The 21,306-nt window shown below is 68.9% G+C and carries 22 protein-coding genes; 13 read left to right on the forward strand and 9 right to left on the reverse strand.

Annotated features, from left to right (window positions below):
* Positions 1 to 107 precede the first annotated feature (107 nt).
* The 5 genes from FH608_RS05525 to FH608_RS54295 all read left to right on the forward strand — a co-directional run bounded on the left by FH608_RS05525 (position 108) and on the right by FH608_RS54295 (position 5,246).
* Entirely contained in the window at positions 108 to 1,547 is a 1,440-nt protein-coding gene (locus FH608_RS05525; protein WP_226899026.1) for a terminase large subunit domain-containing protein, read from the forward strand.
* 1,219 nt (positions 1,548 to 2,766) lie between these two features.
* Positions 2,767 to 3,804 carry a hypothetical protein gene (locus tag FH608_RS05530; RefSeq protein ID WP_139629106.1) on the forward strand — a complete coding sequence of 346 codons (1,038 nt, stop codon included), beginning with the start codon at positions 2,767 to 2,769 and terminating at the stop codon, positions 3,802 to 3,804.
* A 3-nt stretch (positions 3,805 to 3,807) separates the two neighbouring features.
* Complete coding sequence (locus tag FH608_RS51265) at positions 3,808 to 3,966, forward strand: hypothetical protein (protein WP_193318253.1); 159 nt, start codon at positions 3,808 to 3,810, stop codon at positions 3,964 to 3,966.
* Positions 3,967 to 3,981: 15 nt separating this feature from the next.
* On the forward strand, positions 3,982 to 4,476 hold the full coding sequence (locus FH608_RS05535) for a hypothetical protein (RefSeq protein WP_139629108.1): 495 nt from the start codon (positions 3,982 to 3,984) through the stop codon (positions 4,474 to 4,476).
* Between the two features lie 485 nt (positions 4,477 to 4,961).
* Positions 4,962 to 5,246: a CPCC family cysteine-rich protein gene (locus tag FH608_RS54295; RefSeq protein WP_139629110.1), complete on the forward strand. Its 285-nt coding sequence runs from the start codon at positions 4,962 to 4,964 to the stop codon at positions 5,244 to 5,246.
* A 127-nt stretch (positions 5,247 to 5,373) separates the two neighbouring features.
* Here FH608_RS54295 and FH608_RS05545 read toward each other — a convergent pair whose 3' ends face one another.
* On the reverse strand, positions 5,374 to 6,081 hold the full coding sequence (locus FH608_RS05545) for a transglutaminase domain-containing protein (RefSeq protein WP_226899027.1): 708 nt from the start codon (positions 6,079 to 6,081) through the stop codon (positions 5,374 to 5,376).
* Between the two features lie 153 nt (positions 6,082 to 6,234).
* Here FH608_RS05545 and FH608_RS05550 point away from each other — a divergent pair, with 153 nt between their 5' ends.
* Positions 6,235 to 6,666 carry a hypothetical protein gene (locus FH608_RS05550; protein WP_139629112.1) on the forward strand — a complete coding sequence of 144 codons (432 nt, stop codon included), beginning with the start codon at positions 6,235 to 6,237 and terminating at the stop codon, positions 6,664 to 6,666.
* 172 nt (positions 6,667 to 6,838) lie between these two features.
* On the opposite strand, the gene FH608_RS05555 is transcribed toward FH608_RS05550, so the two are convergent.
* Positions 6,839 to 7,417: a hypothetical protein gene (locus tag FH608_RS05555; protein ID WP_139629114.1), complete on the reverse strand. Its 579-nt coding sequence runs from the start codon at positions 7,415 to 7,417 to the stop codon at positions 6,839 to 6,841.
* 416 nt (positions 7,418 to 7,833) lie between these two features.
* On the opposite strand from FH608_RS05555, the gene FH608_RS05565 reads away from it, so the two are divergent.
* Entirely contained in the window at positions 7,834 to 8,580 is a 747-nt protein-coding gene (locus FH608_RS05565) for a phosphotransferase family protein (RefSeq protein WP_139629118.1), read from the forward strand.
* Between the two features lie 47 nt (positions 8,581 to 8,627).
* Here FH608_RS05565 and FH608_RS05570 read toward each other — a convergent pair whose 3' ends face one another.
* Positions 8,628 to 8,858 (reverse strand): hypothetical protein, encoded by a 231-nt coding sequence (locus FH608_RS05570; protein ID WP_139629120.1) that lies wholly within the window; start codon positions 8,856 to 8,858, stop codon positions 8,628 to 8,630.
* A 264-nt stretch (positions 8,859 to 9,122) separates the two neighbouring features.
* Positions 9,123 to 9,578, reverse strand: coding sequence for a MarR family winged helix-turn-helix transcriptional regulator (locus FH608_RS05580; RefSeq protein WP_139629122.1), 456 nt, complete (start codon positions 9,576 to 9,578; stop codon positions 9,123 to 9,125).
* A gap of 99 nt (positions 9,579 to 9,677) precedes the next feature.
* On the opposite strand from FH608_RS05580, the gene FH608_RS05585 reads away from it, so the two are divergent.
* The 5 genes from FH608_RS05585 (at position 9,678) to FH608_RS05605 (ending at position 15,375) form a co-directional block, all read left to right on the forward strand.
* On the forward strand, positions 9,678 to 10,532 hold the full coding sequence (locus FH608_RS05585) for an NAD(P)H-binding protein (RefSeq protein WP_139629124.1): 855 nt from the start codon (positions 9,678 to 9,680) through the stop codon (positions 10,530 to 10,532).
* Positions 10,533 to 10,887: 355 nt separating this feature from the next.
* Positions 10,888 to 11,451, forward strand: a complete 564-nt coding sequence (locus FH608_RS05590; RefSeq protein ID WP_139629126.1) for a GNAT family N-acetyltransferase — start codon at positions 10,888 to 10,890, stop codon at positions 11,449 to 11,451.
* A gap of 127 nt (positions 11,452 to 11,578) precedes the next feature.
* Positions 11,579 to 12,874, forward strand: coding sequence for a hypothetical protein (locus FH608_RS05595; protein WP_139629128.1), 1,296 nt, complete (start codon positions 11,579 to 11,581; stop codon positions 12,872 to 12,874).
* 84 nt (positions 12,875 to 12,958) lie between these two features.
* A complete protein-coding gene (locus tag FH608_RS53740; RefSeq protein ID WP_139629130.1) occupies positions 12,959 to 14,167 on the forward strand; it encodes an AAA family ATPase in 1,209 nt (402 codons plus the stop codon).
* Complete coding sequence (locus FH608_RS05605; RefSeq protein WP_139629132.1) at positions 14,167 to 15,375, forward strand: vWA domain-containing protein; 1,209 nt, start codon at positions 14,167 to 14,169, stop codon at positions 15,373 to 15,375. Before FH608_RS53740 ends, FH608_RS05605 begins: the two co-directional genes overlap by 1 nt.
* A gap of 12 nt (positions 15,376 to 15,387) precedes the next feature.
* Here FH608_RS05605 and FH608_RS05610 read toward each other — a convergent pair whose 3' ends face one another.
* The gene (locus tag FH608_RS05610; protein ID WP_139629134.1) at positions 15,388 to 16,320 is read right to left on the reverse strand and encodes a phosphotransferase; all 933 of its coding nucleotides are present in this window, start codon (positions 16,318 to 16,320) and stop codon (positions 15,388 to 15,390) included.
* A 101-nt stretch (positions 16,321 to 16,421) separates the two neighbouring features.
* Entirely contained in the window at positions 16,422 to 17,003 is a 582-nt protein-coding gene (locus tag FH608_RS05615) for a TetR/AcrR family transcriptional regulator (RefSeq protein WP_139629136.1), read from the reverse strand.
* 140 nt (positions 17,004 to 17,143) lie between these two features.
* Between FH608_RS05615 and FH608_RS05620 the strand changes: the two genes are divergently transcribed.
* Complete coding sequence (locus FH608_RS05620) at positions 17,144 to 18,343, forward strand: FAD-dependent oxidoreductase (protein ID WP_139629137.1); 1,200 nt, start codon at positions 17,144 to 17,146, stop codon at positions 18,341 to 18,343.
* 436 nt (positions 18,344 to 18,779) lie between these two features.
* Here the strand turns inward: FH608_RS05620 and FH608_RS05625 are convergent, their stop codons facing one another.
* From FH608_RS05625 to FH608_RS05635, 3 genes are all read right to left on the reverse strand, one after another.
* Positions 18,780 to 19,472 carry a hypothetical protein gene (locus FH608_RS05625; protein WP_139629140.1) on the reverse strand — a complete coding sequence of 231 codons (693 nt, stop codon included), beginning with the start codon at positions 19,470 to 19,472 and terminating at the stop codon, positions 18,780 to 18,782.
* Positions 19,473 to 19,543: 71 nt separating this feature from the next.
* Positions 19,544 to 20,710 carry an FAD-dependent monooxygenase gene (locus FH608_RS05630; RefSeq protein WP_139629142.1) on the reverse strand — a complete coding sequence of 389 codons (1,167 nt, stop codon included), beginning with the start codon at positions 20,708 to 20,710 and terminating at the stop codon, positions 19,544 to 19,546.
* Positions 20,707 to 21,300: a TetR/AcrR family transcriptional regulator gene (locus FH608_RS05635; RefSeq protein WP_139629144.1), complete on the reverse strand. Its 594-nt coding sequence runs from the start codon at positions 21,298 to 21,300 to the stop codon at positions 20,707 to 20,709. Before FH608_RS05635 ends, FH608_RS05630 begins: the two co-directional genes overlap by 4 nt.
* Positions 21,301 to 21,306: the final 6 nt, after the last annotated feature.

Raw genomic sequence — 21,306 nt, forward strand, 5'->3', positions numbered from 1 at the left:
GGGTTCCCAGCGCCGGGAACCCGTGACGACCTGCACCAACGGACCTGCGTATCCCTCAGGGATGCGCAGGTCCACCCGCACAACCAGCACAACCTCAGGGGGACCACATGCGGACTGAGCTCACCTACGACCACCTCGCCGCTGTCCGGAGCTATCTGCCCGAGCTCGACCGGGCTCTCGTCCCCAGCAATGGGCGCCGGCGCCACTGGAACCAGCGCGAACTGTCCTCCGAGCAGCGCGCCCGCATGAACGCCCAGGCCGTAGCCGAGCGCGAAGCGAAAGAGCGCAACCTGGGCCTCGGGTTGAAGGCCCTCGGGAACGCGCCGGCGCCGCTCGACCTGTCCGCCCTCGACGCCCGCGACCTGATCGTCACCTCCGTCGCCGAGCTGGAGGAGGCGGTGTGCGACAAGCTCGGCCTCACCCCGCTCGCCCGACCCACCACCGCCGAGCGGATCACCCGCCTGATCGGCCTCCTCGACCGGATCGCCCTCCACGAAGACCTTGCCGACCACGTCCACGCCGAAGCCGCCCGCCTCCGCCAGACCGCCCGCATCGTCCTCGGAGAAGCCGAGCCCGTCGTACGCCTCACCGCCCGCTGCATCCACTGCCGATCCCTCAGCCTCCGCGCCTACCCCGAGCGCGCCGTAATCGCCGCCCGCAACGCGTTCGCTCCGTTGACGAACCCGGAGTTGTTCGGAGTTCTGGCCTCCCAGGTTCATTACACGAACGGGGCGGCCACGGCCACGATCCTCGGTCGCACCGTCCACGTCATCGGCGCAAACGACGCGAAAGCAGAGCCGAAGGTGCGCGGAATGACGTGCGCCGGCGCGTACGTGGACGAGGCTTCGACCCTGCCGAAGGACTTCTTCGACCAGCTCAATGCCCGGTGCTCCGTCTTCGGTGCGAAGATCTTCGCGACCACGAACCCCGACAACCCGGGCCACTGGTTGCGCAAGGAGTACCTGCTCCGGCCCTCGGAGACGAGCCTTCGAGCCTGGCACTTCCGGTTGGACGACAACATCCACCTCGACCCCACGTACGTCGAGACGATCAAGTCCACGTACACCGGCTTGTTCTACAAGCGGTCCGTGCTCGGGCTCTGGGTCCAGGCCGAAGGCGCGGTCTACGACTGCTTCGACGACGACCTGCACGTGGTGGACATCCTCCCCACGATCACCCGGTGGATCTCGCTCGGCATCGACTACGGCACCGCGGCGCCATTCGCCGGCTTGCTGCTCGGCTTCGGTGTGGACCGGAAGCTGTACCTGACCCGCGAGTACCGGTACGAGTCGAAGAAGGCTCACCGCCAGTTGACCGATGTCGAGTACAGCGAGCGTCTACGGACGTGGCTGACCGAGGTCCCCATCCCGGGAACCACGCTGAAGGGCGTACGACCCGAGTACGTGGTCGTGGACCCATCGGCGCTGTCCTTCCGCGTACAGCTCCACAACGACGGCCTGACCACCCACCTGGCGAACAACGACGTGCTGGACGGAATTCGAAACGTGGCCTCGCTGCTGGCCACGCGCCGGCTGTTCGTCCAATAGCTCGTGCAAGGGGCTGGTCGAGGAGTTCCCGGGCTACAGCTGGGATCCGGACAAGGCGGAGAAGGGCGAGGACGCCCCGATCAAGGCCGACGACCACAGCCTCGACGCGATGCGGTACGCGATCCACTCGACTCGCTCGTTGTGGCGCAACCAGATCGCTCCGCCTACTGCGCAGGCTGCATAAACGGACTGCATGACGCCTGCATAAACGGACATTTGGGGACGTTTCGCTGCCGATTTCGTCTCGACGTTCGCCGCAGCGCTGTGACGTGCGGAAACGACAATCCGCCACCGAACAGTATGTTGATTCTGTGCTGTTACTTCTGAGTAACAACGTTTGAGCCAATCCCGAGGGCGTCCGGCCGACACCCGGGCAGATGTCGGCCGGCGCCCGCCTGGACCACTACCCGAGGCGGGTAACGCCCTCGATCGAGGCCCTACGCACGCTCTTCACGACGTCGCCGCCGACATAGAAGTCGTAGAACCCGTACCGCGGCTCCATGCGCTCCGCCCTGACCGTCTCTCGCCGCCGCGGAGACCGCCACAGAATTTCAAAACTGTGCATTCCTCATGCTCTTTCCTAATCGGAAAACAATTACCCCTTAAGTATCTAGGAATGCTTTCAGAAAACATTAGTCTGCCCCGTTTTCGCAGGTCAGAACGCTAGGAGATTCGATGCCGCTGCCGAGCGGCGGCGCCTGGCCGCCCCCAGCTATCGCCCAGATCCAACCCAAGCTCGCCGAGTGGTCCGCGTGGTACTCCGGCGAACCTGACGACCTTGCCGCGGTGTACGGCGGCCAGAGGGCCGAGGACACCACCGGGTTCTTCGCCTCCGAGCGGGGCGGATGGCGTGCCACTGTAGGTCGCACGCTGGAGCGCTGGTTCTGGGGCACCCGACCCACCTCCGCCCAGCCGCGGACCAAGCTCCACGTGCCGTTGGCGTCCGACATCGCCGCCACGTCCGCGAACCTCCTGTACGGCGAGATGATCTCCATCACGGCCGAGGACAAGACGACGCAGGCACGCCTTGAGACCCTGATCGAGGACTCAGGACTCCACTCGACGCTGCTCGAGTCCGCCGAGCTCGCCGCAGGGCTCTCCGGCGTGTTCCTGCGCGTCTGCTGGGACAAGAAGATCCGTCCCGACGGACGGGCCGTGGCTCGCCGCTGTCCACGCCGACAGCGCCATCCCCGAATTCCGTTGGGGGCAGCTCGTCGCGGTGACGTTCTGGCGCGTCGTCGAGGACGACGGGCAGAAGGTGGTTCGCCACCTCGAACGCCACGAGGTCGGCTCCATCCTGCATGGCCTGTACGAGGGTGACTGCGACAACCTCGGCACCATGGTCCCGCTCACCGAGCACGAGGCCACAGCTCACCTCGCCGAGGCCGTCGACGCCGAGGGTGCGGTCGAGACGCGGATCCCGTACCTGACCGCCAGCTACACTCCGAACATCAAGCCGAACCGCATCTGGCGGAACATCCCCGCCGCGGCGTACCTCGGCCGATCCGACATCCAGGGCGTAGAGCCGATGCTCGACGGCCTCGACGAGGTGTACTCCTCGTGGCGCCGCGACATCCGGCTGGCCAAGGCTCGCCTGATCGTCCCGAACGCGTACCTGCAGAACATGGGGCGCGGCCAGGGCGCCGGCTTCGACCTGGAGCAGGAGCTCTACGAGGGCATCGAGTCGATGTCCGAAGAGGGCGGCCTCGACATCCACCCCCAGCAGTTCCTGATCCGACACGAGGAACACAAGGCGACCGCCGCCGACTGGCTGGAACAGGCCGTACGCGGCGCCGGCTACTCGGTTCAGACGTTCGGCGGAGAGGGCGACGTCGCCGCCACCGCCACCGAGGTCATCGCGCGGCAGGAACGCTCCTACACCACCAGGGCGAAGAAGATCGGGTACAACCGGCGCGGTGTCAGCGATGCCCTCGTCGCACTGCTCGCCATCGACGCCGTGGTGTTCGGCTCAGGCGTGACGCCCGACCGGCCGACGCTCGAATGGCCCGACGGCGTGGCCACCGACCCGAAGGCCCTCGCCGAGACGCTCAACCTGCTCAACCAGGCCGAAGCGGTCTCCACCTGGATCAAGGTCAAGCTGCTGCATCCCGACTGGGACGACCCGGAGGTGCAGGAAGAGGTCGACCGGATCAAGGAGGCCTCGCAGGCGGTGGAGGACCCGTTCGCTCTCCCCCCGGAGATGACCGGCCAAGACCCCGAGCCGTCCGAAGGGCAAGACGGCCCTCCGGAGGAGTAGGTCATGGCCGTCTACGTCACGTACGGCACCATCGAACTGGAATGGTGTGAGCACTGCCTGACCACGTCGCTCGCTGTCGCCGACGTGTACGTGCTGGCCGGCGACCAGGTGTATCGAGCCGGCCGATCCGCCGTCAGGTGCGTGACCTGCGACCAGACGTGAGGTCGGGAGGTCCTCGTGGCAGTTGATCAGGACCTCCTCGACCGCATCGCCGGCACGGTGGCCGACCTGTACCGCGAGGTCGAGTCCGCGCTCGTCGTCGCCGTGGCCCAGCGCCTGCGCGCCGAGCCTGCCCTGCCCTCACCGTTCGAGGAAGGCAAGCTCGACGCCATCCGCAAGCTGCAAGCCTCCGCCCGGCTCATCCTGGCCAGCCTCCAAGCGACCCGAGCCCGGGTTATCCGTGAGGCCATCGCCAAGGCGTACCGCTCCGGCGGCGAGGCTGCCATCGCGGACCTGCCAGCCGACTGGTTCCCGAAGTCGCAAATCGGCCAGCAGGCGCGGGAAGCTCTACAGCAGATCCCGAACGCCCGGACGATCGAGAACATCGCCCAGGCGCTGCACCAAGACGTCGGCAGGGTGGACATGAACATCCTGCGCGCCCCCGTGGACGCCTACCGGATGCATCAGAGACAGGACGATGCTAACGCAGATGCTGACAATGCCCCGGGATGACCATGGACGCTCACCCCGACAGGTCACCGGCTTCGGCCCACGAACGCCACAGCAGAGATCTGACCGCCACCACTGGCACCCTGAAATGTCCGCCTGCCCGATCCCTGCCATCACGCGACGGGCATGTTCGCAACGTGGGCACCCGCGCCTCATCGAGCGAATCAGCGGGCGCGCCGCGCACAAGGCACGTTGCCTGCTCGCCAGGGTTCGGCCCGACGTCGATCGCAGAGACCGCGTCTCTTGAGGCCTTCGTTATGCAAGGGGGTCCCGCGCCGCGCAGGGCGATGCGGACCAGGTCGTGAGAGATTGCAGCGCCTTCCCAGGCCGCCGGGTCTGTCGCGTGGGTGAGGGAGGCGACGTCCCCGGCAGTGTCCATGGTTGCTCCTGAGCCCGGCGATGGCCGAGCATCGCCCGGTGCTGAGATGCACCAGCCGCTGCCCGGTCTCGTCGGTGCTATCCGGCCAGTTTGACATTACGGTGGCCAGATGAAATTCGTAAACGCTCATCGACCCGAGGGTGACGAACCGCATCCGTGTCCTTGCTGCGGTTTCCTCACCCTTGCGACACGAGGCGGATACGAGATCTGTCCGGTCTGCTTCTGGGAGGACGATGGACAAGACGATCACGATGCTGATGACGTTCGCGGCGGCCCGAACTACGAGCTGAGCCTTACGCAAGGACGGCGAAACTTCGCGGAGTTCGGCGCGAGTAGTAGACGAGTACTGCCTCATGTTCGCCTTCCTCGCTCTGACGAGCATCCCAGCAGGTGATCTTGCTAATACCGCTGCCGAACGGCCAGCCCGGACCACGATAGACGGGCACACCGGGCCGCCTTGGCGATGAAGACCGTCGCTCATCGGAGGGGCGAAAATGCCGTACGGACGTATCTCACGCCTTTCAACGGCTCATCATAAGATCCGCTGGAATACGTATCGGCAGGCACAGGGTTTGCCCGTGCTTGCCGAAGAGGTCGTCACGCGAATCGAAATAGCCGAGATCGGTTAGAACATGACCTGACAGGTCACATGAGGAGCAGGTGCTGCCATCCCAGTCCACGGCGGTGCGCGCGATCGCGTCGAAAAGTGTTTCGCCGCCTGTGTTGGTGAATCGGCCTCCCACCTGCAGCGTGCCAAGGTCGCCATAAAGCTCGGAAACGGGCACCCACTGATCCCCAAGGAGGAATTCCGGCCAGGCGAGCACCACCTGCCGGGGAATCAGCGCACGCAGCCGTGGGAACCGCGGATGCCAGAAACGGCCGTCGACCAGTAATCCCCTCACCCGAGTGGCGATCCCGTAGCCGCGTGCCACGGCCTCCAGCAGTGCCAGTCGCTGGCTGCACGAGCCACGTTCCAGACCAAGAGTCGTAGAGGCGGGTTGCGTTTCGTTCAGGGCGTACACCGGCCGCACGCGGGCTGCGATGAACCGGTGGGCCGTGATCAGGAATGCTCGCTCCGCCCCCGCACCGACGTCCCGTATCTCGGCCGTGAATCCCAGCACCCGAGGATGCTTCCAGTCGAGGATGGGCGTGGCCGCCGAGCTTCCCGTAACCGTTTTTCGCGGGGAAACGGGCGCATCACCGCCGCGTCGCAAGAAAGCCGATTTCACTCGATGATCTTATCATCGAGCTCTGATTAACCACCTGTGACGATGATCTCGGACCGGTCGGCTACCCGGCTGTTAGGAGCAGGCCGACCATTCTGCACCATGTCCTCACACATACTGCGCATCGCTCGCATAAACGTCTGATCTGATGACGCCGTGATAGAGCGGCGAACCCCGCAGGCGCGCGAGGTCTACTGGACGTTCGGATGCGGGTTATCCGCGATCATCGCAATAGCATGCGAAACGTTCGGGACCTTTCTTGATATCCGCCTGGTGGCTCGCGCGCAACTCTACTGCCTGGGTGACCTGAGCTCCGGAGAGAATTTCGCCGGCACCATCTGGGCTCTGAGCCGGATCGCGATCTTTCCAGTCGTCTCGGTGCTGTCAGCGCTTCTCGCGCTGTCCTTCCATCTGCTGACCCGGCTGCCCTGGCTGGCCGGCCGCATATGGCCAGGGCTCATTCTGCTGGTTCTTACCGTTGCGGGCTCCATCGCCGGGCCTATGGCGATGACTCTGTACGACGTGGCCGCCGAAGGTACTCCAGGCGATTGCGTCCTACCGTGGTGGCCCTCCTGGCTTCCCTCGTAACGCCACAGGCTTCACGATTAGGGTTTCCTTGTATGAGCTGCTCGAGCACGCTTGTGGACAGCCATGACGGGCTTCCGCAACGCGGAACCCTCCACCCGCGGCTGACGTGATCGCGTCCCTTCCCCGATCGGCCGACGGCCCGGCTCCAGCCGTGTCTATCGTGCGGTGCTTCTCAACAATTGAGGGCGGCGGTGGTCTGGGGCCGGCCAGAGGTGGGGTCCAAGATCATGGAGAACGTCCGCCCGTCGGCCACCTCGATCTCCACCGAACTCGGCCCCGTCCACCTGACCGACTCGTAGGCGTCGTCGGGGACGTCGTCGTTGAAGCAGCCGAGATCCCACTCTCTGCTGAGCAGCCCGCCGTCCCTGCGGACGCTGAGCCACATCACGCTGTCCGGCCCGAGACCCGCCGGTGACCGCTGCAGCCGGATCCTGTACGGGTCCGGTCCGTCGACGAAGCCGACCTCTTCGGTCGAGGTGAACATAAGAGCGACCGATCCCACGAAAAGCGCGGCACACGACCCCAGCACGGCGAGGACGGAGACCAGGATCCGTAGCCGCTTCCACCGCAGTCCGATGGCGGCCGACGCTGTCAGGAGGCAGGCCAGCACACCGAGCGCGAATGGATGATTCAGGTGTTCTCGCAAGAGCACCAGGTCGGAGTCATGGAAGTACACCAAAGCTGCGAGGCCACCCGTGCAGAGTGAGGCGGCCAGTAGTACGAGCGAGCGAACAGGCATCGCGTATCCCATCGGTGAGACGCATCGAGATCATGGCAGCACGTGGTGCCGTGATCGCGGCGTGCACTGAATCTCGACGAAATCTGCACGGCCATTGAGGGTGGTACAAGGGTGTTTCAGGATTGGCTGCTTGATGTTCTGGAGAGTCGGTGCAGGGTGGCCGTGCGGCTTCGGTGTTTTGGCAATCGAAGGCACGTCGGCGGAATTTCGATCGGCTTCCCTTTCAGTGGGGCAGCTGTGCTGACAGCAACATCGCGGCACATGACCGCCATCCTTCCCTAAGGGCTCCTGACAGAAGTGGTGGACTTGACCTGGTCGGCGGTCGGTGTCGCGCACGAGGCCGCCTGGTAGCGGGACGCCGTCAGCCGCACAATCGCACAAGATAAACCCGGTGACGTCGACAATCATCCTCGGGATACTGGTCGCCCATGGATGAGGTCAAAATGGTCGTCGCCCATTCCGAGCGGGCGACCCTGCGCGTCGGCGACGTGTTCCTGAAGGTGGACGCCGATCAGGCACGCATCGACGTCGAGGTCGAGGCGATGGCCCTGGCGCCGGTCCCGACCCCGAAGGTCCTGTGGCGCAAGCCGCCGGTGCTCGCGATCGCCGCGGTCAGGGGGACGGCGCTCGGCCGCCTCGGCGAGCCGTCGACCGCGTCCCCGGCAGCGTGGGCCGCGGCGGGCGCCGCCATCCGGAGGTTGCACGACGCGCCGTTGCCGCCCAGGCTCGGCCAGGCCAGCCGGGGCCTCGACGAGTTGGCGGCGGAGCTCGATGGCCAGTGCGAGTGGCTCGTGACGAACGGCGTCCTGCCCGCTGACCTGGTCACCCGTAACCGGCAGGTCGCCGAGGCCGCGCTCCGGCCGTGGACACCGGTCTTCACGCACGGCGACCTACAGGTTGATCACGTGTTCGTCGATGGAGACGGGATCACGGGCATCATCGACTGGTCCGAGGCGGGCCAAGGTGATGCCCTGTACGACCTCGCCACCGTGACGCTCGGACACGAGGAGCACCTCGGCGACGTCGTCGCCGGCTACGGCACCGACGTAGACCTCGACGTGATCCGCGCGTGGTGGTCGTTGCGAAGCCTGCTGAATGTTCGCTGGCTGGTCGAGCACGGCTTCGACCCGTTCGCGCCGGGCTGTGAGGTCGACGTACTGAGGTCCCGGCTGTGATGCTGTAAGGCTGCGAGGCTGCGCGGGACCGACTGCTCCGAAAACGGTCAGTGGGTGAGGCCTCGCCAGCAGATGATGGTGGCGGTGGCGAGGTCCATGAAGGCTTCGTGGATGTCGTCGCGAATCTCGCAGCGTATGCGCAGGCGGCGGAGCCAGTGCAACAGGGCGATCGTCTGCTCGATCAACCGGTGATGCCCACCTGGGCCGGAGCCGTGCGGGGTGGCACGGCGGACGATGGCCGGTTCGGCCCCTGCGGCCCCCGAGGTCCCCGTGGCCACGCGGCGATCGTCCTGGGGCCGCGCCTGAGCCGAATGGCCGTCCGGTCGCGTGCGTGAAGGCCGGCTACTCACCGGCCAAGGCATGACGTTCACGGTCGGCACGCCGTGAGCGAGGTGGCCCAGCGCCTGGCCAAGGGCGAGGGTCGCCCCGGCCCGTTCACCCTGGCCAGGCTTTTCGGCCCTGAGGTGGCGCCGGCGCGGGGGGCCGAGCGTGTTAACCGCGGTGAATGGTGTAGCCCTCAGTCGCTTCGCGGCAGCGCCACGTCAGGTGCCGGGCGAGTCGCGTTGATCGACGGGGGCGGCCAGCAGAGCGGTCGCCGAGCGGTGGATCTTCGTCAGTGCGCTGAGGAGATGTTCGCGTTCGACCTCGGTGAGGTCGGCGGTGACCTGCTCTTCGAGCAGCCGCCGTTCCTTCTCGATGGGTGCTTGCAGGGCGCGTCCGGCGTCCGTGAGCCACAGCCGGACCAGCCGGTTGTCCCGGTCGTCGCGGCGCCGGGTGAGCAGGCCCGCCGCGGCCATCCGGGTGGCTGCCTTGACCACGTTGGGGGTCGTGACGTTCAGCGCGGCGGCGACCTCGCCCGGGGTGCGGCCGTCCTGCCGCCACAGCACCGCGAGCAGGTGATCTTGCCCTAGGTGCAGCCCGTGGCGCCGCACGGCCGTCTCGGCCGCCGCCCGCAGCGCCTTCGACGCCTTGCTGTGCAGGTCCAGGAACTCGGGCACGTCGAGCCTTCCGGTGATGTCACGGTGCGATTGACAGCAGATCGTGTACCGGTTAACGTTCTGCTCGATCGTTAACCGGTATACGAACTGGGGAATCTCATGATACTCATCACCGGTGCCACCGGGAACATCGGCCGCGAGCTCGTCCGCGAACTGGACGAGCTCGGCGTGCCGTTCCGCATCATGGTCCGCGACCCAGCCCGCGCGGCCGCGTTGCCCGAGCGCGCGGAACGGGTCGTGGCGGACCTGAGCGACCCGGCAACGCTGCCGCCCGCCTTCGCCGGAGTCGACCGCCTGTTTCTGCTCACCCCCGGCATCGGCCTCGACCACACCAGGCACGCCGTCGCCGCCGCCCGGTCCGCCGGGGTGCACCACATCGTGCACCTGTCCTCGTTCAACGTACTCGGCGACCCCATGCCCGCCATGGGCCGCTGGCACCACGAGCGCGAGCAGGCCATCCGGGCCTCCGGCATCCCGGCCACCTTCCTGCGGCCCGGCGGCTTCATGACCAACGCCTTCGACTGGCTGCCCACCATCCGCGAGGCGGGCTATGTCCTCGATCCGGTCGGTCCCGGCCGGTACGCACCGATCGACCCCGCCGACATCGCCGCCGTCGCCGCCCTGGCCCTGACCGGTGACGGCCACCAAGGCCGGGAATACGTCCTCACCGGCGAGGAACTGTTCACCGTCACCGAACAGGTCGAGATCCTGGCCGCGGCGGCCGGCCGGGACATCGCGATCCGGGAAGTGACCACCGCCGAACAGGCTGTCGCCTCCCGATTCCCCAACGGGGCACCTCCGGCGCTGGCTGAGGCCATCATCGAGGGGTTCCACCTCATGCGCGCCGACACTGCCGGATTCCGTACCGACACCGTGGAACGGCTGCTCCAGCGCAAGCCCCGCACCTTCGCCGCCTGGTGCGCACGCAACGCCGACGCCTTCCGGGCCACCTGATCCGCACGTCCGCACTTCGGTGACGTCGCCCCGCGCCTCGCTACGACGTCGGCATGCGTTGCCGGGTTGATCTGCTTCGTCGGCGGTGTTCCCCGGACAGGGCGCGGCGGCGGGACCGGTCGAAGGGCGTGGCAGCACCAGGGAGTGAGCCGCAGCCGGACAGCAACGCCGACTCGTCCGGCTGCCTGGCAGCGCGGGTGTTGCCGTACGGACGCCTCTCGAGCCGCCATAAAGCTAGGACAGTTTTTCTGCGTTCCGTTACAAAGCGCCCCACGCACGAGAGCACATGAGGCGTGCCGATGCGCGTCGACGCCACGGGCGCAGGCAAGGTCCCTTGTTCTACGATCATGGGCTCATGAGCCCATTGCCCACGCTCTCCGCCGCCGAAATCCCCTCAGAACGGCTCCTGCTTCGCAGAGCGTTGCACGATGCCGACCGCGAAGGACTCATCGAGCTCTCGACCGATCCCGAGGTTCGGGCGTACCTCGGTGGTCCCCGGCCTCGGGATGAAGTCGAGCAGCAGCTCGATGCGGTGCTGACCGGCGACGCGACGACCAGGCCGGGCAATTACGTTGTCGCGGACAACGCGACGAACCGAGTCATCGGAACGTTGATGCTCGCCCGCCGGTCGATCGATCGCCCCGGGCATGTCACCGAGGATGGCGAGGAGCTGGAACTGGGCTACGTCCTGCGGCGCCGTGAATGGGGCGCGGGGTTGGCCTTCGAGGCCGCGACGGCCGCGTTGCGCGCCGCGGCTGACGAACTTGCCGACCAGCCGGTCGTGCTCGTGACCCAGACCGCTAACGAGCGATCCCTGAAACTTGCCGCCCGCCTTGGCTTCCGGCCCATCGGCACGTTCGAGGAGTTCGACGCTGAGCAGACTCTGTGCAGCGCTGCCCTGTCCATGTTCCGACTCTGACCGAAGGCGCGTCCGCCGGCGCCCGGCCTGTGATGCTCTTCTCGCTCGGGCCGGAAGACGCTACGCTGATCACGATGAATACCTCCTACATCAGATTGGGGGCCCCGTTCACGCAAGGTGAGTGCTGATGACGCACTCGACCTCGAACGAGGATTCCCGCCTTTCCCTCTGGCTGCGCGTGCGCGAGTTCGCCGTGCCGGCCCCCATGATCGAGTCAGCGACCGTCCTCCGTGCCACGGGAGACTGGGCGGCAGCGTGTGCGGCGGCACACGTGGACGTCGATCTCAACCTGCGCCAGACAGCGCGCCTTCACGGCCGGGAACTGGCCGCCCGCCTCCGTACCGATCTCCGTCATCTGGCGCCTGACCTGCTGCGCTGGCACATGCCGAGGATCGCCCCGAACGGCCTGCTACGTCCGGGTCTGACCTTGTCGCTGGCCCGGTACGGCGAGGGGGACGGCACGGTTCACCTCGTGGCCAGGACCCCGCCGGCCTGGGCGGATGCCGGTCAGCGGATCAGCCTGGCGCTCTGGGACGGTTCGCGCTCCGGACCGTACCCGCACCCGCATCCGAATCGACGCTTCCGGCTCGACCTGCATCGCCACCTGTGGGACGCGCGCAGGGCCGGTGAGCTGCGTGCACGTTCGGAAACGGCGCCGCACGCACGAGGCTGGGCCGTCGATCGGTGGCCGGCCGAGGCTCGGTTGCTGCTCCGCGCCGAGGGGCAGGACGAGGGTACGGTCGCCGTCCGGGTCGGCGGGCGGCGTCAGGTGACCCTCGATGTGGACGCATCCGGGGTCCGTGACCAGGGCAGACAAGGCGGCCAAGGGCCTGCGCCGCCGCTGATCCTTCCTGATGCGGCGACCTGGGTCCTGCCCGACCTGGCGTTGCTGCGGGCCGGGCTGATCGAGGCCGACAGGCTGCACCCGCTCGTCGCGGCGGCGCTCGTACCCAGCGGGTCGCCGACCGCCGAGCCGTACGGCCACCAGAGCGAGAACGGGACGCGAACGGTCGAGTGCCGCGGCGCCCGGCACAGAATCGGGCTGGTCGACGGCGTGCTGGTCGCCCTGGATCACGACGCGACCGAGATCCGGCGCGAAGAACTGCTGGCCGCGTTGACCGGCACCCCGTTGCCCTGTCTGCAGGCGATCGAGACAGCCCACCGTTCCCCGGACTGCCTTCTCGACGTCCGCACACAGCTGGAACACGGCGACGACGCCGGTGCCCAGGCCACTGTCGACCGTCTCCTCGGAGCTGGTACGCGGTTGCCTGAGGGCGCGCTGCGCGACGTACTGGAGGAGGCGGCGCGGCGACAGATCGACCACGGGCTGTTCCGTGCCGGGCTCGGGCCGGGACCGGCCAAGCAGCCGGACCGCAGCCCCCGCAAGGGCCGGGCACGCCCGCGCCACGCCACATACCCCTGACGCTTTCCCGGACCTCCCAAGGTTTCCAAGACCTCCAAGGTCCCAAGAACTCCACGGTTTCCTAGACCTCCAAGGTGATTCATCATGCTTACGTCTGTTCATGCCTCGCGCCTCGAAGTCGCCGACGACCTGCTGTCCCTGCTCCGCGACACCACCACGGAGCCACGTACCGACGCGCAGTTGGAGGCCCTGACCCTGGCCGTGGCGGCCGACCTGCCCGTCCTGCTGTGGGGGGAGCCGGGGATCGGCAAGACCGCGGCGCTGCAGCAACTCGCCGAGGCGCTCGATCTGCCGCTCACGACCGTGGTCGCCAGCGTGCACGAGCCGTCCGACTTCTCCGGCCTGCCGGTGATCGGTGACGACCCCGCCGTGCAGGGCGTCCCGATGGCGCCGCCGGACTGGGCCGTACGTCTGGCTCGCGCGGGCCGGGGGCTGCTCTTCCTCGACGAGCTGTCCACGGCGCCGCCCGCCGTACAGGCCGCCCTGCTCCGCCTGGTTCTGGAACGGCGGGTCGGGGCCCTGCGGCTCCCGGCAGGCGTCCGGATCGTGGCGGCCGCCAACCCGCGTTCCTCCGCCGCCGACGGCTGGGAGCTGAGCCCGCCGCTCGCGAACCGGTTCGTCCACCTGCAATGGCGGCACGACCACGAGGTCGTCGTACGCGGCCTCGGCGGGACCTGGCCGCGCGCGAGCCTGCCGTGGCTCCGCCCGGAGCGGCTGTCCGAGGCGGTGGCGTTCGCCCGGCGTGCGGTGTGCGGGCTCCTCACCGCCCGCCCCGATCTCGTACACCGGCTGCCGAACAACGAGGCGCACCGAGGCGGTCCCTGGCCCTCCCCTCGCAGCTGGGAGATGGCGTTGAGCCTGACCGCCTTCGCCACCGCCGCCGACACGTCCAAGGAGGTGCTGTCCATGCTGGTCAGGGGCACGGTGGGAGACGGGCCCGGGCTGGAGCTGCTCGCCGCCATGGACCGGATGGACCTCCCCGACCCCGAGGCGCTGCTGGCCGACCCGGCGACGGCCGAGCTGCCCCGGCGGGGCGACCTGCGCCAGGCCGTGCTCGACGGTGTGGTCGCGGCTGTGCGGAACCGTCCGGAGAAGGGCCGGTGGGACGCGGCATGGGCGCTGCTCGTACGAGCGCTGGAGACCGGCGCCCCTGACCTGGTGGTCGTCCCCGCCTCCACGCTCGCCGCGCTGCGCCGCGCGGACTGGGAGGTCCCGGCCTCGATAGAGAGGCTTGCCGGGGTGGTCTCCTTGGGCAGGAAGGCGGACGAGGTCGCGGCGCGGGTGGCGGGCTGATGGACACGGAGAAGCTGTTCACTGCCCGGTTGTACGCCGCGCGGGCCCGGCCCTATCTGGCGACGGCGCTGTTCGCGCTGCAGCCGGTGGAGTCGCGATCCGTGCCGACGATGGCCGTGGATCGGCACTGGCGGTGTTACGTCTCGCCGGCGTTCGTCGCGCAGACCTCCGTGGAGGAGCTGGCGAGCGTGTGGGTGCACGAGGTCTCCCACCTGCTGCGCGACCATCACGGCCGCAGCGACCGGGTGGCCCGGCAGCGGGAGCTGACAGGGCCGGGAGAGCGGCTGCGGATGAACATCGCCGCCGACTTCGAGATCAACGACGACGTGTACGGCGACGGGCTGGCCTGGCCGGAGGGCGCCGTCCAACCGCAGATGCTGCGGCTGCGCGGAGGCGAGCTCATGGAGGACTATCTCCGCCGGTTCCGGCTCGGGCCGTACACCCAGTCACTGGTCTGGCTGGACTGCGGCAGCGGCGCCGACGGACTCGACCGGGAGTGGGATCTCGGGCCGGAGGGCGCGTACGGGCTCAGCGACCACGAGCGGGAGGCGGTCCGGTTCCGGGTGGCGCAGGGCATCAACGCCTATCCGGGGGACGTGCCGAAGGGGTGGCGGCGGTGGGCGGAGGAGGCCTTCCACCCGCCGCAGCCGTGGCAGGAGTTGCTCGGTACGGCCATCCGCTCGGCGGTGTCGGGGCCCGGCGTGGGCGAGGACTACACCTACGGCAGGCCGCCACGGCGCTCGGCCGCCCTGCCCGGCGCCATCCTGCCGAGCCTGCGGCGCAGGCCGCCGCGGATCAGCGTGGTCATCGACACCTCCGGATCGGTCAGCGACGCCGAACTCGGGAGTGCGTTGCTGGAGGTCGCCGCGATCGTCCGCGCCGTGGGCGGCCGGCGCGACCTGGTCAGCGTCCTGTCCTGCGACGCGGCGGCCGGGGTCGCGCAACCGCTGTGCCGGGCCGAGGGGCTGACGCTGGTGGGCGGGGGCGGCACGGACCTGCGTGCGGGCATCGCCAAGGCGCTGCTGGCGAGCCCGCGACCGGACGTCATCGTGGTCCTGACCGACGGGCAGACCCCGTGGCCGAAGGAACGGCCGGCGTCCCGCATGGTGGTGGGGCTGTTCTCCCGTCCCAAGCGGTCGTACGAGAACGATGCCGCGTACGTGCCGGACATGCCGCCCTCGTGGGCGCGGGTGGTCGACATCGGTTAGAACAGCCCGCGTTCAACCGAGGTTGCACCGCTTTCTGAGCCAGGCCAGCGTGGCCAGGCCGATTGCGCGTTTCGTCCGGAAGATGGGCTCCAGTCCCTGAGGTGCGGGATGGAGGGAGCTTCCGAGGAACGCGCCGGCGTGGGCGGCGATGACGCCGTTGACGGCGTGGGGGTCGAGTCCGGCGGACGACGGGTGCTCACGCAGGAAGGGGTCGGGATCGATGCCGTCCGCTGCGACGCTGGACAGCAGGATGACCAGGTCGACGATCGGTGAGCCCAACCGGGCGTGCGGCCAGTCGACGAACCAGACCTGGTCCTCGGTGAGCAGGATGTTGTGCGGGAACAGGTCGAAGTGAACGAGGGATTCGCCGCTCGCGATTCGCAGCCCCGTTCGTTCGGCGCCGACGAGTAGGGGGAGGTTGTCGGCCGCCCAGGGCGACAGCTCCGGCAGCCGTACCGACAGGGTGGGGTCTGCGGCGACTTCGGCCCATCCACCCAGGCGAGGATGCTCGTGCGGCAGGGCCATGGGGGACGGAGTGAGCGTTTCCGACAGTCGCGCGAGCTGGGCCAGCACTCGCCTCAGGTCGGCCGCGGTCCAGGGGTGCGCGGGTTCGGCGCCGTCGATGTGCTCGAAGGCGAGTGCGATCCAGTGGCCGTCGTCGATGGTCCCGATGAGCCGGGGCGCCGGGGTGTCCGCCGGCAGGGAGGCGGCTATGCCTGCTTCGTCGCGATAGGCGGCGACCTCGGAGGGCCATTGGTCGGCGTTGATGGCCCTGACGAAGAAGCGCCGGCCGTCGTCCAGGTGCAGGCGCGAGGCCAGGCCCGGGGAGAAGCCGCCGGCGCAGTTGCGGGCGTCGACGACATGCCCGCCGAGCAGGTTCTCGATCGCGTGGCGAACCGGCTCCGGCACTGCTTTCCAGCGGACCCGGTCTTTGCTCGCGGCCATGGGCACAACTCCTCGGGGCGGACGACGGCACGCGGCCGCCGCTCGGCGGGTCGGGGTCTGTCGGTCGGGCGCCCACGGCCTGGCGCGCGCCGGAGGTGCGGCTAGCCGGGCGCGTGCCAGCCATGCGCGAGGATGTCGAAGATCTCCTCGACGGCCGCTCGTGGATCCTGCCGTCCGCGGGTGAGTGCCGGAATTTCCAGGACGAAGCGGGCGAGTGCCTGGCAGGCGACGTTGTCGCGGCTGACGCCGACGTCGTCGGCGATGGCTGCGCTGAGGGCGGCGGTGTGCCGGGTCCACATGCGTTCGGAGTACGCCCGCAGCGTAGGCGTGGATTGCACGAGATCGGTGAACTCGGGCTGCCGCGGATGGGTCGCGATCGGGATCCACGACGTGAGGACGTGGTCGCGGAGCGCGTCGACGATGCCCTGGCCGGCGGGGCGCTCGCGTACCACGGCGACCAGCTCCGCCTCCCGGTCCTCGTCCTTGTCGAAGACCAGTGCCTCCTTGCCGGGGAAGTGCTTGAACAGCGTCGTGGTCGACACGTCGGCGGCTTCGGCGATGTCTCGGATGCCCACCCCGTCGTAGCCCTGCTCCAGGAACAGTTTCAGGGCGGCGTCGGCGATCGCTTGGCGGGTGGCCGCCTTCTTGCGCTCGCGGCGACCGACGGCAGGGGGCTGGCTCATGTGCACACCGTATCAAAAGTGGCCTCGGGCAATAAGTTGAACTGTTGCACTTTTTTACTCGTTCTGCTTTTCTGAAGACTCAGTGCTCGCTGCCCCACAGCCGTCGCGTACGCGCCAGTCATGAACGAGAGGGCCCAACCATGAACTCACCAGCACCGTCCGCCGCGAGAATCGGCATCGTCGGAGCAGGACCCGGCGGCCTCACCTGTGCCCGCATCCTGCAGAAGCACGGCATCCGGGTGACGGTCCACGACCGCGACCCGCACCCGGGAGCGCGCAACCAGGGCGGCACCCTCGACCTGCACGCCGACGACGGGCAGCTCGCCCTGCGCGAGGCCGGCCTGATCGAGGAGTTCTTCAGGCTGGCGCGCCCGGAGGGGCAGGAGATGCGCATGCTGGACACGGCGGGGCGGATCCTGGGCCACCACGTGCCCGGCGAGGACGAGCTGTTCAAACCGGAGATCGACCGCGGGCAGCTGCGCGATCTGCTGCTCGGCTCGCTGGAGCCGGGGACCGTGCAGTGGGGCCACGCCGTCGAGAAGGTCAGCGGCCCGGCCGACGGGCCGCGACGGGTGCACTTCGCCGATGGCACGACCGTCGAGGCGGACCTGGTCATCGGCGCCGACGGCGCGTTCTCACGGGTCCGCCCGGCGGTGACGCCGGCCGCGCCGCAGTACACCGGGGTCACCTTCCTGGAGGCCTGGTTCCAGGACGTCGAGAACGCGCACCCCGGCCTCGCCGCGCTCGTCGGCCAGGGCAGCGCCACCGCGGCCGACGGCGACCGCGCCCTGTTCGCCCAGCGCAACAGCGGCGACCACATCCGGGTCTACATCATCCAGCGCCTGCCCGCCGACTGGATCGCCGCCGCCGGGCTGAGCGCCGACGACACCGCCGGAATCCGCGCCTGGCTGCTCGACGCCTTCTCCGGCTGGTCGCCGCCCTTGCTACAGATGATCACCGACAATGACGGTCCGTACCTCGATCGCCCCCTGTACGCCCTGCCTGTCCCGCACACCTGGGAGCCCGTACCGACCGTGACCCTGCTCGGCGACGCCGCCCACCTCATGCCGCCGCTCGGCGTCGGCGCCAACCTGGCCATGCTCGACGCCTGCGAACTCGCCCTCGCGCTGGCCGGCTCCGCCACGGTGAGCGAAGCCATCGGCCGGTACGAGAAGACCATGCTTCCCCGTGCGGCGGACGCGGCCCGGATCCTCGAAAAGGGCGCCGAGGCGCTGCTCGAGCGGCATGACAGCCATGACGGTCCCCACGGCGGATACGTCCCGGGCCAATACCTCGAGGACCGCCAGGCGGGCCGAGTCACACCGCAGGCTTCATGGTGAGCACGTGGTCGGCGAAGCGAACGATGGCGAGGCGTCGCTCGTGGAGGCGGCGGCCACTCGTCGCCCCGGTCGGCGCAGTCTCGCAGGGCGTCCGTGAAACCAGGTAACTGCTGTTCCAGAGCGGCCGTCGCCTTGGTGATCAGCTGGAGGGATGGGGTGCGGAGCGATTCCCTGATCGTGTGGCCCGCCAGTTCGCCGTCCGGCAGCAGGGTTCCGTAGACGAATCCGGCCACCGTGTGGAGAGGCTGCGGCCACTCCGCCTCTTGCCGTCCGTTACTGGCCGGGTCCTGCGATTACGGCGGCGACCGCGAGTTGTTTCGCAGGGTCGAGGCCCGGCAGGAGCAGCATGATCAATCGGAGTCAGAGTGGCCGATCCGAGCCGGCTTTCATGGCGGCGTGAGTGAAGGGCGGCTCGCGAGTGTGCGGATGACGTGCCTCAGCAGAAGACGATGGCGGCGCCCGTCGCGATCGACTGGCGGGCCGCGGCCATCAGCTGCAGGCAGGTGAAGGACTCCACCCCGTACCGCCGCCAGCCCTCCTTGCCCGCTTTCGAGCCGTCCATCGCTTCGTCCACCTCGTCGGACCACGGGTCGAGATCGTCCGGTAAGCCGAGCCGCTCGGCGATGAGCCGGCAGTCCTCCAGCAGCCGCTGGGACGAGCCGATGTACTCGCCCGTGACCCTGTCGTCGATCAGTATCGGCCCGAAGTCGAGGGGTACGTAGAAGCCTTCGCAGTCGCTGTGCTGGACCAGGTGGTCGAAGCGGCCCGCCGCCGCCTCGGCGGAGCCGATCACGGTGACCCGGTCACCGAGTTCCAGGGCGTGGTGGGGATGGCGGCTGTAGAACGTGGCCAGCAGGGGGTCGTCCGCGGCCTCCTCCGCGTCGGCCGGCGCGGGGAGCGCTCCCGTTTCGGCCAGATGGACGGCCAGGCGGCGGAGGCAGTGCAGCCCGCTGTAGCCGTACATGTCGAAATCGGCCGCATCGTCGAAGGGGAGGTCGGGTTCCGTCCAGGCGGGAAAGCCGGCCTTCGCCAGGGCTTTGCTGATCGCGGCCAGGTCCTCGCCGAATTCGTCGGCCGCGTCGTCCCTTTCGGGATCGGCGAGAATGCCCACGGCGATAGTGAGTGCCATGGCAGGCATCCTGCCGCAGAGGTATCGCCGACGTCACCAAGGAATGTGAGGCCTTTCCCCGGAATAGCACCCTAAGTCCGCGCGGGCAGGATGCTTCCCGCCCCGAACTGGCTGCGCAGCACAGGTGCGAACGTTTCGCGCATGATGACCCGGCTGACCAGGTTCTGTGCCACCAGGCCGGCGCGCGAGGCAGGCACCAGCGTCCGGGTGAAGCGCAGGGCGTTGCGCTGCCGCCGGGTGACCTCGCCGTGCATGCGCTCCTGGTAGCGGGCGAAGGCGCGCTCGTGGTCGCGCTCCGACTCCAGCGCCTCGGCCAGGAGGTACGCGCCCGCCATCGCCATGGACACCCCCTGGGCCGACACCATGGTCATGCAGCCGCACGCGTCGCCGACCAGGGCCACCCGGCCGCGGTGCCAGGAGGGCATCACGATCTGGGTCATCGTGTCCATGAAGATGGACTCCCCGTCCGGGGCGTCGGCCAGCAGCGACGGCGTGAGCCAGCCCATGCCGCCGAAGCGCGAGCGGAGCAGCTCCGGGCGTTCGGCGCGCGGAACGTTCCCACTGTGCGACGACCTGAACAGGAACAGGGCGACCAGCTCGCCGGGCTCACCGGTCGGGTAGACGACGACCTGCCGGCCGGGCTCGGTGTAGTGGGCCCGCACCCGTCCCCAGTCGTAGCGGTCGGCGACCGGGTAGGAGGCGAGGCGGCAGCCGAGGTAGTGGGCGAAGCCCGGCTCGGGGCCGAAGACGAGTTCCCGCGTACGGGAGTGGATGCCGTCGGCTCCCACCAGCAGGTCGAAGCGCTGTGTGCCACCGCCCGTGAAGTCGATCTCGACGGCCGTGCCGGTGTCGCGTACGGCGGCGATGGACTCTCCGAAGCGGATCTCCACGTCGTCGCCGACGGCGTCGAGGAGGGCGCCTTCCAGGGTGGTGTGCATGAGCGGCAGGTGCGGCCCCTTGATGATCCGGTCGAGGAGCGCCTCCGTCATGCGCGCGCCGGGGCGGCCCGAGGCGTCGACGAACGCGACGGTGTCGACCGGTAACCGGTACGGCGTCAGGCGGTCGAGGATGTCCATGCGGGCGGCGACGTCGTAGCCCGTGCCGAAGAAGTCGACGCCGTACCCGCCCAGGCGGCCGTGCGGGGCGCGCTCGACGACCACGGGTTCGTGGCCGTGGCGGCGCAGCCAGTACGCCAGCGTGAGCCCCGCGATCCCGGCCCCGGAGATGAGAACCTTCACGAATCTCCTTCCAGCAGCTTCTCCACCGAGGACAGCGCCTCGTCCACGGGAAGATCACTGTCGATCATGTGGTGCAGCATCAGCCCGTCGATGGCGGCGACGACCAGCGTGGCGACTCCGGTCGCCCAGGCCGGCGGCCGGCCGGGACGCAGCAGAGCGAGGCGGCCGGCGATCTGCTCGCGTGCCTTGCGGAGCTCGTCGCGCAGCATGGCGCCCAGGGCGGGGTCGCGGGTGGCGCCCGCGATCAGCTCGGCGGCCAGGCGGGTGGTCCGCTCGTCGCCGGTCGTGTGGGGGAGCATGCTGCGGATCATGGCCAGCGCCGCCCGCTCGTCCTCGGCGCCGAGGAGCTCGGCGACCATCGGGCCGACGATGAGGTGGGTGGCCTGCCGGAAGATGGCCGCGTGCAGCCCCGGCAGGCCGCCGAAGTGGTAGTGGATCAGACCGGGGTTGGTGCCGGCGCGTTCGGCCACGGCGCGCGTGGTGACGCCGGGCCAGCCGTGCTCGGCCAGCAGGGCGATGCCGGTTTCGACCAGCTGCTCGCGGCGGCGATCTCCTCGCGTCGAATTTGGTCGGTCGGCCAAGTTGGTCACTCGACC

The organism is Nonomuraea phyllanthi, assembly GCF_006334985.2.
Lineage (GTDB): Bacteria > Actinomycetota > Actinomycetes > Streptosporangiales > Streptosporangiaceae > Nonomuraea > Nonomuraea phyllanthi.

What these genes read in the sequence shown, in the direction of transcription:
- FH608_RS05525 (WP_226899026.1), top strand. Translation starts at nt 108, where the DNA reads ATGCGGACTGAGCTCACCTACGACCACCTCGCCGCTGTCCGGAGCTAT.
- FH608_RS51265 (WP_193318253.1), top strand. Translation starts at nt 3,808, where the DNA reads ATGGCCGTCTACGTCACGTACGGCACCATCGAACTGGAATGGTGTGAG.
- FH608_RS54295 (WP_139629110.1), top strand. Translation starts at nt 4,962, where the DNA reads ATGAAATTCGTAAACGCTCATCGACCCGAGGGTGACGAACCGCATCCG.
- FH608_RS05555 (WP_139629114.1), bottom strand. Translation starts at nt 7,417, where the DNA reads ATGGGATACGCGATGCCTGTTCGCTCGCTCGTACTACTGGCCGCCTCA.
- FH608_RS05565 (WP_139629118.1), top strand. Translation starts at nt 7,834, where the DNA reads ATGGATGAGGTCAAAATGGTCGTCGCCCATTCCGAGCGGGCGACCCTG.
- FH608_RS05585 (WP_139629124.1), top strand. Translation starts at nt 9,678, where the DNA reads ATGATACTCATCACCGGTGCCACCGGGAACATCGGCCGCGAGCTCGTC.
- FH608_RS05590 (WP_139629126.1), top strand. Translation starts at nt 10,888, where the DNA reads ATGAGCCCATTGCCCACGCTCTCCGCCGCCGAAATCCCCTCAGAACGG.
- FH608_RS05595 (WP_139629128.1), top strand. Translation starts at nt 11,579, where the DNA reads ATGACGCACTCGACCTCGAACGAGGATTCCCGCCTTTCCCTCTGGCTG.
- FH608_RS53740 (WP_139629130.1), top strand. Translation starts at nt 12,959, where the DNA reads ATGCTTACGTCTGTTCATGCCTCGCGCCTCGAAGTCGCCGACGACCTG.
- FH608_RS05605 (WP_139629132.1), top strand. Translation starts at nt 14,167, where the DNA reads ATGGACACGGAGAAGCTGTTCACTGCCCGGTTGTACGCCGCGCGGGCC.
- FH608_RS05610 (WP_139629134.1), bottom strand. Translation starts at nt 16,320, where the DNA reads ATGGCCGCGAGCAAAGACCGGGTCCGCTGGAAAGCAGTGCCGGAGCCG.
- FH608_RS05615 (WP_139629136.1), bottom strand. Translation starts at nt 17,003, where the DNA reads ATGAGCCAGCCCCCTGCCGTCGGTCGCCGCGAGCGCAAGAAGGCGGCC.
- FH608_RS05620 (WP_139629137.1), top strand. Translation starts at nt 17,144, where the DNA reads ATGAACTCACCAGCACCGTCCGCCGCGAGAATCGGCATCGTCGGAGCA.
- FH608_RS05625 (WP_139629140.1), bottom strand. Translation starts at nt 19,472, where the DNA reads ATGGCACTCACTATCGCCGTGGGCATTCTCGCCGATCCCGAAAGGGAC.